Here is a 17,787-nt window from a genome sequence, read left to right as displayed (position 1 = left end):
TTATTATGACTGAGGTTTCATCTCCAGCTCCACACATGTTAGACAAGGGCGGGCGCTCAATCGTAGCACTTATGACCGCACTTCTAGTGGCCATTTTTGCGTTCCAGCTAAACGCATCCATGCTCTCCCCAGCACTCGCCACTATGACGCACGAGCTTAAAACAACGGATACGCAAATCGCGCTAACACAAACCGTGTTCTTTACGGCGGCAGCGCTGTTTTCGCTATTCCTACCTCGCTTGGCAGACATTGTTGGTCGCAAAAAAGTACTTACAGGCATTCTGGTTTCAACCATTTTAGGATGCGTTATTAGCGCCATTGCACCAAATGTTACGGTTCTTATGATTGGCCGAATCCTTCAAGGCGCAAGCGGTCCTGTTGTGCCAATGTGCTTGATTATGCTGCGCGTGCGCGTTAGCGAAGAAAAGCGCTACGCAAAGTTGATGGCAATTTTAACGTCTGTAAACGGCGGAATTGCAGGCGTGGACGCACTTGCAGGCGGCTGGCTCGCAGGCAACTTTGGCTTTAGATCCGTATTTTGGACTATGGCTGTAATCGGCGTGATTGCAGTTCTTTTGGTTATATTCCAGACTGAAGAATCGCACGCGCAAGACACTCCTAAGATGGATTGGGTTGGTGTTGTAACGCTTGGCATCGCGTTCTTGGCTGCATATCTTGCGATTAACGAAATCGGCAAGCTTGCTAGCGCCAACTTGACTCTTGTGGCAGTTCTTGTAGTTCTTGCAATCGTTTTCTTTGTAATCTTCTGGAACGTAGAGGGCAAAAACTCCGCTCCGCTTGTTTCTACAAAATATATGAGCCAACGCCGCACTTGGGGATTGCTTTCTTGCACGCTTCTTACAATGACGGGCGTTTTTGCAATCATGAATGGCGTTGTTCCACAGCTTGCACAAGATGCTAAGTCTGGAGCTGCAATGAGCGCAAGCGTTGTGAGCTTTGCAACTCTTACACCTTACGCAATCATTGGCTTTGTGTTTGGTCCTGTTGCTGGCATGCTTGCTGCAAAGTTTGGATACCGACTCGTTTTGCGCGCTGGAATCCTTGTAAGCGTTCTTGGCGTTGTATTTGGAATGTACGTTGCTGAAATGCCTTCTGTTTGCGCTCTTGTAGTGCTTTCTTTGTGGCTTGGAATTAGCTACGCAGGTGTTGCAAACATTATGCTTAACGGCCTTGGAATTGTGCTTTCTCCTAAAGATAATCCTGGATATTTGCCTGGCATGAATGCTGGAGCGTTTAACCTTGGTGCAGGATTGAGCTTTGCGATTCTTTACGCTGTTATGACCAATTTTGCGCAGAACGCTGGAGCCACAACTGGCTACGTTGCTTCGATGATTGCTGGAATCGTGCTGCTTGCTCTCGCGTTTGCATGCTCGTTCTTGATTCCTAAGCCAGAAGATTGCGACTGATAAGCGCTTAGACTGCGCTTGCTCAGGCAGGTAAAATCGCTCGCGAGTTACAGCACACTGTAGCGCGCGAGCGATTTTCCGCTTTTTGTACGTGTTTTAGGTCAAAAATGGTACAAAATGCGGAAGATTTTTCCCGAGTTTGTACCATTTTTTGGTGGAATGTGGTACAAAAAGCGTCACATCGTTCGCGCGCTCTAAGCGAATGCAGGTCGGAGCGAGTATCACGCGCGCTCATGAATGCTTTGCATACGCTCCTCAACAAGCTCTGGCGTCATCGCCTCGTGCACAGCTTCAACAGACTCCATGTTAAGCGCAGCAGCAGCAACCGCAAATCGCCCAGTCTTAGAATTGTCAAAGTGGTTGTATCGCGCGTAAATCAAAGCAGCAGTCGCAGTATCGCTAGAACCGTTGTCGTTGCCAACAGCCTTAGCGCCTTCAGATCCGTTTCCTCTAGAAACTATCATTCTTTGAACGCGCCGCAAAGGCACAGGATAAAACGCAATTCCTTCCCCAAGAATTCCATACGCAACGCCTTCTCGCCCAGAATTAACAAACACGCGCTTTACTCCGCGCTTAAGCAGAGCCTTTGCGCATTGAACGGCCGATCTTTCGTCTACAGCGCAAATTCCAGTAAGCGCTTGCGATTCTGCAGTGTCTAAAACAAGAGTATCAATGCAATTTAATCGCGAAAGTATTCTCGGCGCTTTTGCATCCGTTATTGCGCGAACCATAATCGGCTTCTTGTAGTTATCGCACACCCATTCAAACGACTTTTGCGAAATGTTGGTGTCTAGCGCAACAATATCTGCGTTTTCTATGATTGATATTCTTTCACGCAAAAAGTCTGGCGTCATGTAATCGTAGATACTCATATCGTCTAGCGCCAAAAGCCTTTGCCCAGAAGCGTCTCCAACGTACATGTAAGACGCTGTCATTGCGTCTGGCAGCTGCTTTGAGTAGCCTATGTCTAGTCCGTTTACGGATGCGTCGATTTTAAACAGCTCGCCATTATGGTCGCCTCCGTACACAGAGACCAGACTTGCGCGCGTGTTCATCCTCTCTAAAGCAACTGCTATATTTCGCCCAACTCCGCCAAGCGCGTAGCGCACTTTTGCAGCGTTCGACGTGTAGTCCATAAGATCTCCGCACGCGATTCCCAAAACATCCATGCTTATTCCGCCGATTACAGTCACGTAGCTTGGTGGCGTAACAATGTAACCTTTGCCTCTAAGGTATCCCTTGCGAATCAAATTAGAAATGTGCGCTGCCACGCCCGATCGCGTAATGCCAGCTAAATCTGCAAGCTCTTGCTGACTAATCATAGGATTCTGCTGAATCCACGACAATATTTGTTGTTCGCGTTCAGTCATCTTTGCCTCGTCTCTCGCGTTTTTACCTTATATCTCTAGAATATTCAAAAATTGTCTTTTTCGCACGTAAATTGTAAAAAATTGTGCGATTTTCTTCTCGATTTTCTTCTAATTGCTCAAAATCGCCGTGCTGCTTCCACGAGTAAAGTCTAAAACCGCTCCAGCGAGTTGTGTGTGATTTTGCAAAGTCGGGTCGCTTGCAAGAATCGAAGTTGCGCATTGCCTTGCGTCTGCAATAATATGCGCGTCTTTAACAACTCGAAGCAGCTTTAAGCTTGATTTTCCGCCAGATTGACTATCTCCTAAAACGTCTCCAGCGTTTCTAAGCTCCAAGTCTTTTTGCGCTATTACAAAGCCATCTAGCGATTCTTCTACGACTTGCAAACGCTCTGCTGCCAACTCGTTGCCTTGAGCTGCAGATACCAAAAAAGCCCATGATTGCGTGCCAGAGCGCCCCACTCGTCCCCTAAGTTGATGAAGCTGCGCAAGCCCGAATCGCTCTGCGTTAAAAATCACTATGCAACTTGCTTTTGCAACGTCTACGCCAACTTCGATTACGGTTGTAGAAACCAAGATTTGCACTTTTCCGCTTTCAAAGTCGCTCATAATTTTGCGCTTCTCGTCGTCGCTTGTGCGGCCTGTAAGCTCAGCAAAATTGACGCCACTAAATTGAGCGAGGTTTTTAAGGCGGGTTAAAATTTGCGATACTGTGTGAACTTGCGAATTAACTTGCGAGTTAACTTGCGAATCGTTTAGTGGATTAGATGCGTATGCACCAAAATCGCCAGCAACCGCGCAATCGCCATTATCGCCATTATCGCCATTATCATCATCGTCTATTCGCGCACAAACAATGTACGCGCGCTCCCCCGCGTCAATCCTGGAACGAACGTGGCTAAACATTGCAGCCATTTTTGCAAAGTCCAGCTCGTTTATAACAAACGTGCGAATCGGCTTGCGGCCGCCTGGAAGCTCCGTTAAGTAAGACGCGTCTAAATCGCCAAACCAAGTCATTGCAGCGCTCCTAGGGATTGGCGTAGCCGTCATAACAAGAAGATGAACATCCGCATTATTGCTCATTTTTCGTATAAGCGAATCGCGCTGCTCAACGCCAAATCTGTGTTGCTCGTCGATAATCGCAAGCGCAAGGTTTGTTGGCTTAAAACTGGCGGAAAATGCGGCATGAGTGGCCACTATAATCGCAGGCTCGCCGCTTGCTACTTTTGCCAAAGCACTTCTTCGATCCGCCAGCTTCATTCCGCCCGTCACAAGCGTAATTTCAACGTTTATATGTGCGCGCGCAATCATTTTGCGCAAGTTTTCGGCGTGTTGATGAGCCAGCACTTGAGTTGGCGCAACAAGAACCGCTTGATGGCCCGAACCAACAGCTTGAAGCATTGCGCTCATTGCAACAACCGTCTTTCCAGAGCCGACTTCTCCTTGCAAAAGACGACGCATTGGTTTTAATGGGGACTCTGCGGCTGCTTGCGATTCGCCCTGCGCGCCTTGCATATCTTCCGTAATCTCGCTAATAACGTTTTTTTGGCCTTCCGTCAACGCAAATGGCAAACTTTCTTCAAACTGCTGCCTTAAAGCGCCATTGTTGCATTTATAAGCAGAGCCTAGACGCGAATTCTCGCGCGATTGCAAAACAGCAATTTGAGATATAAACGCCTCTTCAAAACGCATTGTGTTAATTGCACGCGCAAAATCCTCTTTGCTTTGCGGATTGTGGATTGATTCAAACGCATCCGTGCGGTGCATAAGATTTTTACTTGCGATTACGGATTGTGGAAGAATGTCTGGCAGGGATTCTGGCAAGGATTCAGGCAGGGATTCAGGCGCAAAATCGCCACTATCACAACTCTTAAAAAGTTGCAATAATCCTAAAATCGTCTCGTGAATATGGTCGCTAGAAATACGCGAATTTGCGTGATAAATCGGCTGCGGAGCGCATAACTTTTCAAACGCTTCTTCAACACTTTGCGCAGCAAAATCGCCAGAAGATGTTCCAACAGACGCGCTAGATTTCTCATCGGTGCTAGATTTCTCATCATCGCTACGCGCCGCCAAAACGCTTATAACTTGCGGATGCGTAAATTGCAAAACACCATTAAACGCGCCGCTCGTGCCGCCAACAACAACGGTTTGACCAACGCTCATGCGGCTGCTAACCCATTGAGCGTATTGCTTGCTTTTTGAAAAATAGACAATTTGAGCGCGCGAGGCATCTTGCGCAACGTTTACGTCTAGGCGATACCCTCTTCGCGCATTCATTTGCACTAAGTTGATGGACTGTATAATCGCACAAAACGCCACTTCTTGACCTGGCAAAATTTGGCTTAAATGCGCGCGTTTTAGCGGATTTGTGACTCTAAACGGATAGTACGTTAGCGCGTCTTTTACTGTGACTACACCTAGTGATTTTAGGGCAGACACGCGGCGCTTGTTGCCTACGATTGAAGATATTGCTGTGTTAAGTGTTATGCGTGCTGCCATACTTCGATTATAATCGTTGCGCTAACTCTGGAAAAACAACGCTTTATGTAGTGCGTTTGTATCAAAAAACACGGAAATTCAGTACAAACACACTACAGTTTTATGTGTTTGTGTAGTGCGTTTGTATGACGACACGCCGTATTTTAAGTACAATCGCACTACAATGCAGGTCGTCGTTCGCGCGGTCTAAGCGCGCGAACGTATTCGCCGCCGTAGAAGCACACCGTGCTTCTACGCTAAGCGGCTCAGCGCTCCGAATTGCCTTTTCGCGCTACGCTCTAAGCGAAAAGACAGGTCGGAGCGAACAAAAAAAGCCCCGAGCACTGCTCAGGGCCTTACATTTAACACGCGATTCACGCTTCAACACGCTGAACCTTGCCTGCCTTAATGCATTTTACGCACACACGAAGGCGAACATTTTCGCCATCAATGGTGGTGCGAACTGGCTGAAGGTTCGGGCGGAAGGTGCGCTTATTGCGAATGTGCGAATGTGAAACACTGAAACCGGTCTGCGGTCCCTTGCCACATACTGCGCAACGAGCTGCCATAATGGACTCCTATTTTCTTTGACTTGCAAGTCTTGCGTCGCTCATCCATGCAAATCCAAACGCGACTAACCAATGTTAAATCGCATAAACAAATAAGCATGCCTGAACGCACAACTACACAAGTATATCACTACGCCAGACATTACAACATACGCGAGGAGAGAAATACTCAAACCTCGCGCAATGTTAAACAAGGGAATATCGTTATCGCGATCTAAGCGCGCTAACGCCTTCGCCGCGCAGAAGCAGTGCTTCTGCCTTGAGCGGCTCAGCGAATCGAGGTGATTTCTCGCGCATTATGCAGCTCGAAATCGTCGATTCGCGCACGGCTTGCCATCAATCAAGATGCGCGAATTTTGGCGCAAATCCGCAACATTCTTGCATCCAAGCAACGCCATAATCACGCGAATCTGCGCCTTCCAATCCTCAATTTGATCAACAAGCGCATCCTGTCCACCGCAAGTGAGCGTATGCAAGAACTCGCCCGCAACTCCAACCGCGCTCGACCCAAGCTTTAGCGCGCGCACAACATCAAGCGGCGTACGCACTCCTCCGCTTGCAAACACTTGCATTTGAGCACTATCGCAAGAATCGCAAGCAGCCGCACTATCGCAAGAATCGCAAGAATCGTGCAAAATCTCATCACATTGCGCTATGTCTAGTAACGACTCAACAGTGGTAAGCCCCCAAGAATCAAGAAACTCGTAGCCGCGCACACCCCCACGCCTTGCATTTTCAATCGCAACAAAATTCGTGCCGCCGCGCCCACCAACGTCCACAGCGCGCACGCCCACATTTTGCAATCGCAGAACATCCCCAGCGCTCATTCCGCATCCAGTTTCCTTAACAACAACTGGCACTTTCATTGCATCAAGCGAGCGCACAACAGCCTCAATATTGCTAAGCCACGCGCTAAAATCGCGGTCGCCTTCGCTCATAACGAGCTCTTGCGCCGCATTAATGTGGATTTGCAACGCGTTTGCTTGCAAAATTTCAACAGCTTTAACCGCCTGCTCAACGCTTGCGCCTGCGCTCACATTCGCCATAACAAATCCGCGCGGATTAAAGCGCCGAATCACGCTAAAGGTTTCTGTAAGATGCGGATTTTTAAGCGCTGCGCTTAGAGAGCCACACGCCATTGCTACACCAGTTTTTGCCGCCACTCTAGCTAGCAACGCGTTTATATTTTCGCCATTCTTGCTGCCACCCGTCATTGCGTTAATGTACAGCGGAACATCCCATTTTTCGGCGGCACCAAACACACTCACGCTTGTATCTACGTCGCTTAGCGCCAATTGCGGCAACGCGTTTGGAATAAATCGCACTTGTTCAAAACCAGATTCCGCGTGCGATTTATATTGTTCGCACGCAAGTTTTATGTGATCGTCTTTGCGCTGCTCGATAAGCGAAGAGTCGCGATTTTCATCAAATTCCGCGACTTTCAGATTAAGCGCCTCAATCCCACTTTTTTTCCATTCGTCTTTAATGAGATTAGCAACTGCATCAAAATCTTGTGCGCGCGCAATCGCGATTCCGCAATCTCCTCCGCCTGCGCCGCTTGTTTTGGATGGCAATCCTGCACTGTTGGCAACTTCGATTAGCTGCGTAAGTTTTGGCGTTTCGATTAGCGTTCCCGTGATTTCGCCAAGATCTTTTAGCAACGCACGATTTTGCGCGAATCCGCTTAATAACGCGTTAAAATCCCCATTTTCTAGCGAATTTGCGATTTTTTGCACGCATTTTTCGCTTTGCACGCAAAAATCTTCGTATGTTTTAGCGTATGTTTTAGCAATATTATTCACGCTTAAAGTGCCGCTTGCCTCAGATTTCACGCCAGATTTTACTCCAGCTTTTACGCTTCCAACAAGCTCCGCGCTACTGGCAGGGCTCCCAGTCCACCCAACTAAAAGTCGAAAGCCTGCGCCCACTTTTAAGCGTTTTACAACAAACCGCGGCCACTTTTTTTGCAACAACTCGTGTAGGCTTGAGTCGCCGCTTTCAATCATTTCTACTTCTGCTTTAAGCCATTCGCGATTGTACGCGCGGTACATTACCCACCCACCGTATGCGCTTGCAGCCACGTCTCCGCCGCTTCCCGACTTTTTTACTAGCGAAGACGCAATTATGGCTAGCTTGCACAATTCTGGCGTTGCAAGCGTTAATCCGTACCATTTGCACAGCGCTCGCACAGCCGCCACCGTTACGGCTGCAGAAGATCCAAGCCCGTATTTTTTGCCACTTTTTTTATCGTCTAAATCGCTTTCAATGCGTACGTTGTATTCGCGCGCGCAACCCAGTGATTCCTCCGCACCCAACACGCCCATCTCGCGCGCATATTCATCTACAACGTTCATTGCGGAAATCACATACGCGTAGTATTTTTTAATTTTTTCTACATTAGTTTGTTCTAGCAAATCGTTGGTTGCTGGCGATTCTTCCGCTGGCAAATCGCAAGCAGCCGCGCGAGTATCTAAACCACATACGCAACTTTTATCTAAAATAAATTCCTTGTTATTGCCAAAACGCGCGCCGCCAAACTTCCAATACAGCGGCTCAAAGTTTTTATCCTCACACGCAATTTTTCCGTAAAAATTCCTGCCACAGTTGTCATCTTCAGAAAAATCGCAAGCTCCAGCCGCGTCAACCGTAACTTTAACATAACGATTCACAGCTGATACGATTGCCGCTCTTCCATCTACAACAGCGTATTCGCCTGCAATATAAAGCTTTCCAGGAGCTTCCGCTTGAAACTTAGTCATGATTTTCTCCGTACGCCGTTACGCTAACAGCATCGCCTGGGCACGCAATAACAAACTGCGGATTGGATTGCGCTGATTCAACAGATTCCGCCAAATCCGCATGAGGCAAATCCGCCAAATCCGCCGATTTCTGCGACTCGCGCAAACTCTTAATCTCACTCAACACGCGCAGCCTCAACTCGTTTTTAACGCGCAAAACTTGCTCCGCACTAGTTAAAACCTTAACATTTGGACCTGCGTCCATTGTAGCCCAAACAGGCCACCCCTCGCCGCGCATTTGCAGCACAACTCTAAGCACAGCGTGCGATTCTTCGCTAAGGTAGTCAACGCTAGGATTGGCCGCGCGCATTGCAGCATGCATTCCTAAAGCGTTTCGCTCCGAAACCTCGCCCAACGCCTCTAAATCGCAGTTTTTAATCGCTTGCAAAGCCGTTGTAATGTCATCTTTACAACTTTCAATCCAACTTTTATAAAGCGGCGATGTTTCAACCGTTTGCCGCATTGCATTGCGGCTCGAAATCTTCTTTTTGCTTGGATTCAAAACAACAGCCACCATTGCAAGATTCAAATCTTTTGGCGATTCAATTGGCTCCGCGTAACTTGTTTCGCTACTCACGCCCGCGTTCCACAACACCAATCCGCCATAAATCGACCTGCATGCCGACCCCGACCCTTTGCGCGCTAAAATCGAAAGTTCGCGCGCGTTTAACCTAAGACCAGACGCATACGCTGCAGCCGCAGCCAGCGCTGCAAAACCCGAGGCGCTAGACGCAAGACCTGCAGCCGTTGGAACCGTGTTTTTGCTTACGACTCGCGCATGGATTTCGATTCCAGCCATTTTCCGCACCATGTCTAGCATTCTTACGATTCGCGCGCGCTCTTCGCTTTGCAATAAATCGCCACTAAGCTCTGTGTTGTTTAAGCAAACGGAGTCTTCTTTTAGAAAATCGTCAAAATGCACGCTAGTTTTAGTGGAAAATCCTCCTAAAGTCAAAGATAGCGAGGAAGAATACGGCAAAATAAGCTGCTCATCGCGCTTTCCCCAATACTTGATTAGCGCAATGTTGGCGTTTGCTTCCGTGATTGCGCAATGCGTTTGCATCGACTCGTCAAACGCTATTTTTGGCTCAATTTCAACGTTTTCCACAATAACCTTTCTAAAACCTTTCTATAACCTTTCTAACTGCCAATTTCCACAATCCACGTTTTGGCAGCACCTGCACGCTCTAAAGCCAGCGCCACTTTAAGCGCATTATCGTAACTTTGCGCAAGCGCGATAACGCATCCGCCACCGCCACCTCCAGTCAGCTTTGCTCCCAAAGCACCACTTTTGCACGCAGCACTAACCAACTCGTCTAATAGTGGCGTGCTCACGCCTAATTGCGCAAGAATCTTGTGCGCGCGGCTCATCTTAAGCCCAATTTCCAGCGGCCGCCCAAGCTCTAAATCATCTTGCGCACTAATAGCGATTTTCCCAAGCTGCTCTAGCATCGCATCAACCGCATGCGGATTCAAATCGTGCTTTTTGCGCAATGCTTCAACCGTATCGCGCGTTTGACCCTTGCACCCCGAATCAGCCAAAACAAGCCACGCGTGCAATCGTATATTTATATTGCTAAATTCGCCGCGCAAAAATCGCACCGCACGCGCCGAAGCAGTAGCCTTAGCGTCTAATCCAGATGCCTTTCCATGAGCAACATTTTCTGCCTCCTGCGTAAGCGCAAAAAGCTGACCCTCGCTGGCTTCAATCGCGTAATAGTCTAGAATCGCGCGAATTACAGCGCCTGCAGCTGCAGCCGACGACCCCAATCCTCGCTCTGGCGGAAAATCGCAAGCTGTTTCCACTTGTAACGCTTCGCCGTGCCAATTCGCAAATTGCAAAGCCTTATAAATCGCGGTTTTAATGGAGTTCAAACGCTTTGGTGCATTTTTTAATGGCCCGCAAAAATCCAACGCTTTAAGCGTTACGTAACTTTGAGCAAGCTCTTGCAAGCTGTTTTTATTAGGATTATTTTCGATTTGGGTAACTAGCTCGTCGGTTGCTTGCGACTTTTGCGCACCTGCGTTTAATTCGTTTTCTGCGTTTTGTGCGTTGTATGCCTTTTCTGCGTTTGCGCTACTAACTGTTGCGCGCATCTTAAGATTTTTCAGCGGAAGAGCCACTGCACTGTAGCCATAAACAACCGAATGCTCACCAAAAAGAATTACTTTTGCGCAAGTCTGACCAACGCCAATGCGATTATGTACGCGATTTTTCGCGCGCTCATTATTGCAATCACACGGATTAGACGCGTGGCGATTCGCTAAAGTGTTGCACTCAGTCACTAATCCTCCTTTGCGACGCACTGGTTCACTTATTAGCATTGCATAATTATTGGCATTGCATAATTGCGCAAATGCTCGCTTTTGCATGTTAAGTCTATTTATCAACTTTTATAATTTAGTAGCTAAAACGATTCAACACCACGATTTGCGCAATACGCACACAACACATTCACATTTCCCGAATTTTGTTTCTCTAATTAGCGTGTTCAACAACAAAACACGGAAAACAACTCCGCATTTTGTACCAAATTTGACCTAAATCACGTACAAAAAGCGTCAACCATTTCCGCACTTTGTACCAAATTTGACCCAAATCACGTACAAAAAGCGTCAACCATTTCCGCACTTTGTACCAAATTTGACCCAAATCACGTACAAAAAGCGGAAATGTAGGTCGTCGCGAACAAAAAAAGCTCTGCGCAAATCGCAGCAAGTAAAACTCACCACAATTCGCACAGAGCTAATGCTTAAGATCAATCCAAATGGATTGCCTCCCATCGCAAATTCCGCAAAATCACAAGCAATCGCAAGAAAACTTGCAAGAACTCACAAAACCCACGTGGGAAGCTGGAACACGTTTAACTACTCAGCTACAACCTTAACAGTAAAGGAAGCGCTGATTTCTGGGTGAAGAGCCACAGTTGCTGGGAATTCGCCAGTGGTCTTGATTGCAGCAACGCTAATAGCGCGTGCTTCAACGGCGGCCTTTGGTGCCAAAGCAGCAGCAATCTTATCGGCGGAAATACCACCGAAGAGCTTGCCAGACTCGCTCACCTTAGCGGCGATTTCTACAACAGTGCCTTCGATTGCGGCCTTAGCTGCAACAGCCTCTTCGCGAGTGGCAACAGCCTTAGCCAAGCGTGCGCGACGCATCGCTTCAATCTGGGAAGCAGCGCCCTTATTCCACGCAAAGGCCAAGCCCTGTGGAATCAAGTAGTTACGTGCGTAACCAGCCTTAACAGTAATAACGTCACCAGAGTGACCCAAGTTTGCAACGGTCTTGGTGAGAATAACCTTGGTTTCTGCCATGTTCTATCCTCTCAATCAGCGACCAGTAGTGGCGTATGGGAGCAAAGCCATCTCGCGAGCGTTCTTAACGGCCTTCGCGATCTTGCGCTGTTCCTGTACGGTTACACCAGTAATACGACGGGAACGAATCTTGCCGCGGTCCGAAACGAACTTACGCAACAAAGCAACGTCCTTGTAATCAATTTCAGTAATCTTGGCAGCCTTCAAAGGATTTGGCTTCTTCTTAAAAGGCTTGACCGGTGGTTGCGGCCTCTTACGTGACATAGGATGTCCTCTCTTAAATGCGTTAAACTTTTGTTTTTGTTTATACGCTAAACTGATGTTTTTAATTGTAAAGTCGTATTTAGATTTTTACCAGCATTAGTTTTACAAGCAATAAGTCATATTCGCTAAACTATCTGCCCTAAAGCAGCGGCGACTAGACGCCATTAGCGCGCGCATAAAACTAGAAAAACTAGAAAAACTAGAACTCTGGCTCTTCGTCTGTTCCACCAAAATCGGAGCTAGCTCCAAACGTTGCAAATCCGCCGTTTGATGGAGCAGAAGCACTCCACGGGTCTTCAACGTTTACGCCCTGATTAGCGCCATTTTGCGCATTCATTCCAGCACCAGCAGCCGCACTATTCGCATAATTCGCGCCGCCAGCATAACCGCCAGTGTATCCACCAGCATTCATTCCAGCTCCAGCACCAGCGCCCTGATTGAATCCGCCATTGTTCCCAGCAAAACCGCCCTTCGAGCTCAAACGATTAACCTGAGCGGTTGCAAAACGCAAGGATGGCCCAATCTCATCAATCATCAAATCAATGCTGTATCGTTTTTCGTTGCTGTTTTTATCAACGTAGTTGTTTGCACGCAACCTACCCTGAATAATAACGCGCATTCCCTTAGTAAGTGTTTGTGCGCAATGCTCAGCTAAGTCGCCCCATGCAACGCATCTAAGCGATAATGGCGTGCCGTTAACGTAGCTGTTTGTTCTTCTGTCAAAAGTAGAGGAATTAGAAACAATCGTGAAAGACGTTCTAACACTACCATTGGAACTGGTAGCAGTCTCTGGCTCTTTAGCCAAATTACCAATCACCGTTATAACAGTTTCTCCAGCCATCGCGGCCTCTTTTCTATTAAGACTTGGAACAATTTCGTGGAACAATTTAGAGCAAATCCAATTTGGCTATTTGACTATTTGACTATAAATTAATCAAACTAATCTAAATAAAATTTTGGATATTGTCCTTAAACTTTTGACTTTACTTTGCTTTACTTTGCGTCCTTGCGAAGAATCTTCGTGCGGACTACAGATTCGTTAAGGTTCAAAACACGGTCAAGCTCGTCGCTAAGTGCTGGCTCGGCAGTGTAATTCACTACAACGTAGTTACCTTCGTTCTTGCCATCAATCTCGTAAGCAAGCTTACGGCGACCCCAATAGTCGGTGCCATCAACGGAACCGCCCTCTTTGGTGACAAGCTCAAGATACTGCTCGGTCAACTTCTTAAGACCGCGCTCGTCAAGCTCTGGATCGGCAATGAACATCAGTTCATACTTGTGTGCAGACATCACCCACCTCCTTCGGACTATTCGGCTGCGGGCTTTCCACAGCAGGAGTGTGTTTGCAAAATCGTTCGTAAATCAAGTTATTACACAATTTATTACGCGATTATTACGCAATAATTTTTGCATATTTAATTTTACGAACAACCTACTAAGTCTACATCATGCTTGCGACTCACCGCCGCGCAGCTAATCAACCACACTAATGAGCGTAAATATTCCTATGCTTCATGTCTTCTGGAAGCGCGTTTCTAAGCGAAACAAGCGATCCCGACCTAAACACGGACCTAATTCCAGCAGCCAAAAGAGGCGCAATCGAAAGAACCGTCATATTTTCTAAGCGCTTTTCTTCTGGAACAGGAACTGTATCCGTTAAAATGATTTCGCGCGCGCCGCAACTCTTAAGTCGCTCTACTGCAGGGCCAGATAGCAGCGCATGAGTTGCAACCAAAGTAACGGATTTTGCACCAGCTCCTTTAAGTGTGCGCACAGCTTCGCAAATCGTGCCAGCCGTATCAATCATATCGTCTACAACAATGCAATCGCGGCCTTGAATATCTCCAATAATTCCATGCGCTTCCGCATGATTTGGCCTTGTTATATCGCGCGTTTTGTGAATAAACGCTAACGGCAATCCGCCAAGCTTTGCAGCCCATTGCTCCGAAACCTTGATTCGCCCTGCGTCTGGAGAAACAATCGTAGTGTTTTCTAGGCTCATAGTATTGCGAACGTAGTCAATCAAAACTGGCATAGCAGTCAAGTGATCCACAGGACCGTCGAAGAATCCCTGCTCTTGAGCAGCGTGCATGTCTACAGTCAAAATACGAGTAGCTCCAGCAGATCGGAACAAGTCAAACATAAGTCGCGCTGTAATTGGCTCGCGGCCTTGATGCTTTTTGTCTTGACGCGAATACCCAAAGAAAGGCGCAACAACGTTTATGCTTCTAGCGGATGCTCTCCTTAAAGAATCCACCATAAGCAGCTGCTCCATAATCCAATTGTTGATTGGATCTGTGTGCGCTTGCAAAACAAAAACGTCTGCGCCTCGAACTGGCTGCGTAAAGCGCACATACATTTCTCCGTTTGCAAAATCGTAGGCAGTTGTTTCCAGCACGTCTATTCCAAGGTAGTTGGCGGTTTCTTCCGCAAGTTGCGGATACGCTCTACCCGTTACAAGCATCATTTGCTTTTTTGGAGTGCCTTCAAGAATTGTTGACATATTTGCCTTCCCGTTTGCAAAATCTGTAAAAACGCATACGCGACTAGTTTAGCAGCATACAACGCCACTACTCAAATGCGCGAACAACCTGCTGCGCACTTCCATACGAACTTTGCGCTCCAAATCCCATTGCTGCATACGCCGAAACGTAAGTGGCAACTTGCGCGCTTTGATCCAGACTAAATCCAGCTGCAAGTCCTGCTAAAACAGTTCCCATAAACGCGTCTCCGCAACCCGTTGTATCTACTGCTTTAACACGCTGAGGGCAAATGCGCACAGCCTTCTTGCCATCTTGCGCAGCATAGTCTAAAACAACCGAGCCTTCTGCACCAAGCGTTACAACTGCCTCATCAAAGCCGTACTCGTGCATAATGCGCGCCGCATCATGCCAATCAAAATCGTCCCAATTCCCGTCTTCTGGCTCGCTAATTTTAAGCAATTGCGCCATCTCGTGCTCGTTTACAAGAAGGATGCTTGCGTTTTCAATCAACTCGCGTGGCAGCTCGCTTACAAAAGGCGAATTATTTAGCAAAACTTTTACGCCAGCCGCACTCGCAATTTTTGCCGCCGCCGTTACGGTTTCCATTGGGCTTTCTAGGCAAAGTCCTAAAACACTTGCGCCGCAAATTGCTTGCTTAACATCGTTTTGATTAATGTATTCAACGCTCACTTTTGCATTAGACCCTGGAGCGTAAACGATTGTGTTTTCGCCGCCTTTTGCGTCTACTGTTATTACTGTTGCGCCACTTTTTACGCCTTCTACACGCAAAATTCTAGACGTGTCTACTCCAGCAGATTCTAGCGTGTTTAATAGGAATTTTGCATTTTCATCGCTGCCTACCGCGCCAAACATTTGCACGTTTGCACCTATTTTTGCTGCAGAAACGGCCTGATTCCCCGATTTTCCGCCTGGAAGAACGCGCAAATCACTTCCGTTTACAGTTTCCCCAGGATTTGGGAGACGATCTGCGACTATTGTGTAGTCTGCGTTCATGGAGCCTACTACAGCAACGCGATTGCTTGATTCACCTATCTTTTTTAGCGCGCTAGCAAGCATTTCGCCGCTTAGTGGCGTAGTCTTTTCCATCATAAATCCTTTCGTAAAATTCCATTAAGCAATGATTTAAGCGTGATTAAGTATTAATTCAAGCCGCAATCAAATCACAATTTAACTTACGATTAACTCGCCTAATTCTTAAAGCTATGAACAGGCGCTGGAATTCTTCCGCCACGCGAAACGAATTCCTCGCAGCTTTCGGTATTTACTGGCATAATCGGAGCATACCCCATTAAACCGCCAAAATTAGCCATTTGCCCAACGCTTTTGCCTTCCACAGGTATTATGCGTACAGCAGTTGTTTTTTGATTTATCATGCCAATTGCTGCCTCATCCGCAATCATTCCAGATATTGTTGCAGCAGTTGTGCTTCCAGGAATCGCAATCATATCTAGACCTACGGAGCATACGCATGTCATTGCTTCTAGCTTTTCTATTTTAAGGCAGCCCGACTTTGCAGCAGCAATCATGTTTGCGTCTTCTGAAACAGGTATAAACGCGCCAGAAAGCCCGCCAACGTAGCTGCTGGCCATTATTCCGCCCTTTTTAACTTGATCGTTAAGCATTGCAAGAGCGGCGGTTGTGCCAGGAGCGCCAACAGTAGAAAGTCCGATTTTCTCTAGGACTTCGCCTACGGAATCTCCCACGGCTGGCGTTGGCGCAAGCGACAAGTCTATTATTCCAAACGGCACGCCAAGTCTTCTAGATGCCTCTTGCGCAACCAACTGGCCGACTCGCGTAATCTTAAAGGCTGTGCGCTTAATCGTCTCGCACAAGAACGCAAAATCCTTGCCACGCGCCTCGTCTAGCGCGCGCGAAACCACGCCTGGCCCAGATACGCCAACGTTTATTACAGCGTCTCCTTCGGTTACGCCGTGGAATCCGCCTGCCATAAATGGATTATCGTCTGGAGCGTTACAAAATGCAACGAACTTTACGCATCCGTACGAATCACGGTCTGCAGTCGCGCGCGCGATTTGCTTGACTACTCGCCCAAGCAGCTGAACGCAATCCATATCAATTCCAGTTCGCGTAGACCCCACGTTTGCGCTCGAGCACACAATATCCGTCTCGCTCAAGGCTTTTGGCAGCGATTCTATAAGCATGCGATCGGCAGCTGTCATGGATTTTGCAGGCAGAGCGGAGTAGCCGCCAATCAAATCTACTCCAACTTTTTTGGCAGCCTTATCTAGCGCGTGCGCAATTTGCACAAAGTCGTCTGGGCTTTTGCACGCTGCTGCTCCAACTAGGCTTATTGGTGTTACGGTTATGCGCTTGTTTACAATCGGGATTCCGTAGTCGCGCTCAATCGCGCAGCCCGTGCTGACTAAGTCTTTTGCAAGGCGCGTAATCTTGTTGTACACGTTTTCGCACACTTTTTGCACACTTGCGTCTGCGCAGTCTAGCAGATTTATTCCCATTGTTATGGTTCTAACGTCGAGCTTTTCTTGCTCGATCATGGAGTTTGTTTCGCTCACTTCCATAATATTTAGCATGGGCTTCTCCTACTAATCCCTAGATTCTGTGCATGTTTGTAAAGATTTCCGCGCGCTGGCAGTGTATACTAACGCCTATTCCTTCGCCCAGCTTTGCCAATTCTTCGGCCAGTTCGCCAAATTCTACGCTTATTTCGTTTACGTCTACAATCATCATCATGTTAAAGAATCCGTTGACGATTGTTTGAGATATATCTAAAATATTCGCCTTGCTATTTGCTAAATGAGTCGTAACTTTTGCTATGATTCCTACAGCATCTTTGCCCACTACGGTGATTACGGCTTTGTTTTCATCATTATTAGTGGTATTCATAATCACTCCTATTGGCTATATGTGATTTTTGCTGCGCAACAGATGTTCTATCTATTCTGCTTGCCATTCGCGCGCGTTTTGCTCCTTATTTATACTATTGCCCGCCGCGTATAATCGCCTAGTTGTGCAACACGCCAAAGTAGCATCTGAATAAATTTTCATAAAAGGTTAAAAATTTATAATAAAATCCTCCATAT

General features: G+C 47.3%; 15 protein-coding genes. 1 reads left to right on the top strand and 14 read right to left on the bottom strand.

Going from position 1 to position 17,787, the window contains the following annotated elements; genetic code table 11:
* Positions 1-5 precede the first annotated feature (5 nt).
* Positions 6-1,427, top strand: a complete 1,422-nt coding sequence (gene uriT, locus NYP69_RS06285) for a uridine transporter UriT (protein WP_473413045.1) — start codon at positions 6-8, stop codon at positions 1,425-1,427.
* Between the two features lie 221 nt (positions 1,428-1,648).
* Here uriT and NYP69_RS06280 read toward each other — a convergent pair whose 3' ends face one another.
* The 14 genes from NYP69_RS06280 to NYP69_RS06215 all read right to left on the bottom strand — a co-directional run bounded on the left by NYP69_RS06280 (position 1,649) and on the right by NYP69_RS06215 (position 17,590).
* A complete protein-coding gene (locus NYP69_RS06280; RefSeq protein WP_004574712.1) occupies positions 1,649-2,797 on the bottom strand; it encodes a PfkB family carbohydrate kinase in 1,149 nt (382 codons plus the stop codon).
* Positions 2,798-2,905: 108 nt separating this feature from the next.
* Positions 2,906-5,296 (bottom strand): ATP-dependent DNA helicase RecG, encoded by a 2,391-nt coding sequence (locus NYP69_RS06275; RefSeq protein ID WP_473413044.1) that lies wholly within the window; start codon positions 5,294-5,296, stop codon positions 2,906-2,908.
* Positions 5,297-5,649: 353 nt separating this feature from the next.
* The gene (gene rpmB / locus NYP69_RS06270; protein ID WP_004105392.1) at positions 5,650-5,844 is read right to left on the bottom strand and encodes a 50S ribosomal protein L28; all 195 of its coding nucleotides are present in this window, start codon (positions 5,842-5,844) and stop codon (positions 5,650-5,652) included.
* A 296-nt stretch (positions 5,845-6,140) separates the two neighbouring features.
* Positions 6,141-8,603, bottom strand: a complete 2,463-nt coding sequence (gene fni, locus NYP69_RS06265; protein WP_473413043.1) for a type 2 isopentenyl-diphosphate Delta-isomerase — start codon at positions 8,601-8,603, stop codon at positions 6,141-6,143.
* Positions 8,596-9,750 (bottom strand): diphosphomevalonate decarboxylase, encoded by a 1,155-nt coding sequence (mvaD, locus tag NYP69_RS06260; protein WP_473413042.1) that lies wholly within the window; start codon positions 9,748-9,750, stop codon positions 8,596-8,598. Before mvaD ends, fni begins: the two co-directional genes overlap by 8 nt.
* A gap of 32 nt (positions 9,751-9,782) precedes the next feature.
* Complete coding sequence (mvk, locus tag NYP69_RS06255) at positions 9,783-10,928, bottom strand: mevalonate kinase (protein ID WP_473413041.1); 1,146 nt, start codon at positions 10,926-10,928, stop codon at positions 9,783-9,785.
* A gap of 582 nt (positions 10,929-11,510) precedes the next feature.
* On the bottom strand, positions 11,511-11,957 hold the full coding sequence (gene rplI, locus NYP69_RS06250; protein ID WP_004112972.1) for a 50S ribosomal protein L9: 447 nt from the start codon (positions 11,955-11,957) through the stop codon (positions 11,511-11,513).
* Positions 11,958-11,972: 15 nt separating this feature from the next.
* Positions 11,973-12,221 (bottom strand): 30S ribosomal protein S18, encoded by a 249-nt coding sequence (gene rpsR, locus NYP69_RS06245; protein WP_004105399.1) that lies wholly within the window; start codon positions 12,219-12,221, stop codon positions 11,973-11,975.
* Positions 12,222-12,420: 199 nt separating this feature from the next.
* Positions 12,421-13,062: a single-stranded DNA-binding protein gene (ssb, locus tag NYP69_RS06240; RefSeq protein WP_016806626.1), complete on the bottom strand. Its 642-nt coding sequence runs from the start codon at positions 13,060-13,062 to the stop codon at positions 12,421-12,423.
* 152 nt (positions 13,063-13,214) lie between these two features.
* Complete coding sequence (rpsF, locus tag NYP69_RS06235; protein WP_004131822.1) at positions 13,215-13,511, bottom strand: 30S ribosomal protein S6; 297 nt, start codon at positions 13,509-13,511, stop codon at positions 13,215-13,217.
* Between the two features lie 196 nt (positions 13,512-13,707).
* Positions 13,708-14,724 (bottom strand): ribose-phosphate diphosphokinase, encoded by a 1,017-nt coding sequence (locus NYP69_RS06230; protein ID WP_016794614.1) that lies wholly within the window; start codon positions 14,722-14,724, stop codon positions 13,708-13,710.
* Positions 14,725-14,791: 67 nt separating this feature from the next.
* The gene (locus NYP69_RS06225; protein ID WP_473413040.1) at positions 14,792-15,814 is read right to left on the bottom strand and encodes a ribokinase; all 1,023 of its coding nucleotides are present in this window, start codon (positions 15,812-15,814) and stop codon (positions 14,792-14,794) included.
* Between the two features lie 98 nt (positions 15,815-15,912).
* Complete coding sequence (locus NYP69_RS06220; RefSeq protein ID WP_115756860.1) at positions 15,913-17,277, bottom strand: PFL family protein; 1,365 nt, start codon at positions 17,275-17,277, stop codon at positions 15,913-15,915.
* A gap of 19 nt (positions 17,278-17,296) precedes the next feature.
* The gene (locus NYP69_RS06215) at positions 17,297-17,590 is read right to left on the bottom strand and encodes an ACT domain-containing protein (protein WP_004131818.1); all 294 of its coding nucleotides are present in this window, start codon (positions 17,588-17,590) and stop codon (positions 17,297-17,299) included.
* Between the last annotated feature and the right edge of the window lie 197 nt (positions 17,591-17,787).

The organism is Gardnerella sp. c17Ua_118 (assembly GCF_055804255.1).
Note: the sequence above shows the minus strand (reverse complement) of the source record. Positions and strands in the feature narration are given on the sequence as shown.

Bases quoted from the DNA above. Each gene is read 5' to 3' on its own strand.
- uriT (WP_473413045.1), top strand. From the start codon at position 6: ATGACTGAGGTTTCATCTCCAGCTCCACACATGTTAGACAAGGGCGGG.
- NYP69_RS06280 (WP_004574712.1), bottom strand. From the start codon at position 2,797: ATGACTGAACGCGAACAACAAATATTGTCGTGGATTCAGCAGAATCCT.
- NYP69_RS06275 (WP_473413044.1), bottom strand. From the start codon at position 5,296: ATGGCAGCACGCATAACACTTAACACAGCAATATCTTCAATCGTAGGC.
- rpmB (WP_004105392.1), bottom strand. From the start codon at position 5,844: ATGGCAGCTCGTTGCGCAGTATGTGGCAAGGGACCGCAGACCGGTTTC.
- fni (WP_473413043.1), bottom strand. From the start codon at position 8,603: ATGACTAAGTTTCAAGCGGAAGCTCCTGGAAAGCTTTATATTGCAGGC.
- rplI (WP_004112972.1), bottom strand. From the start codon at position 11,957: ATGGCAGAAACCAAGGTTATTCTCACCAAGACCGTTGCAAACTTGGGT.
- rpsR (WP_004105399.1), bottom strand. From the start codon at position 12,221: ATGTCACGTAAGAGGCCGCAACCACCGGTCAAGCCTTTTAAGAAGAAG.
- ssb (WP_016806626.1), bottom strand. From the start codon at position 13,062: ATGGCTGGAGAAACTGTTATAACGGTGATTGGTAATTTGGCTAAAGAG.
- rpsF (WP_004131822.1), bottom strand. From the start codon at position 13,511: ATGTCTGCACACAAGTATGAACTGATGTTCATTGCCGATCCAGAGCTT.
- NYP69_RS06230 (WP_016794614.1), bottom strand. From the start codon at position 14,724: ATGTCAACAATTCTTGAAGGCACTCCAAAAAAGCAAATGATGCTTGTA.
- NYP69_RS06225 (WP_473413040.1), bottom strand. From the start codon at position 15,814: ATGATGGAAAAGACTACGCCACTAAGCGGCGAAATGCTTGCTAGCGCG.
- NYP69_RS06220 (WP_115756860.1), bottom strand. From the start codon at position 17,277: ATGCTAAATATTATGGAAGTGAGCGAAACAAACTCCATGATCGAGCAA.
- NYP69_RS06215 (WP_004131818.1), bottom strand. From the start codon at position 17,590: ATGAATACCACTAATAATGATGAAAACAAAGCCGTAATCACCGTAGTG.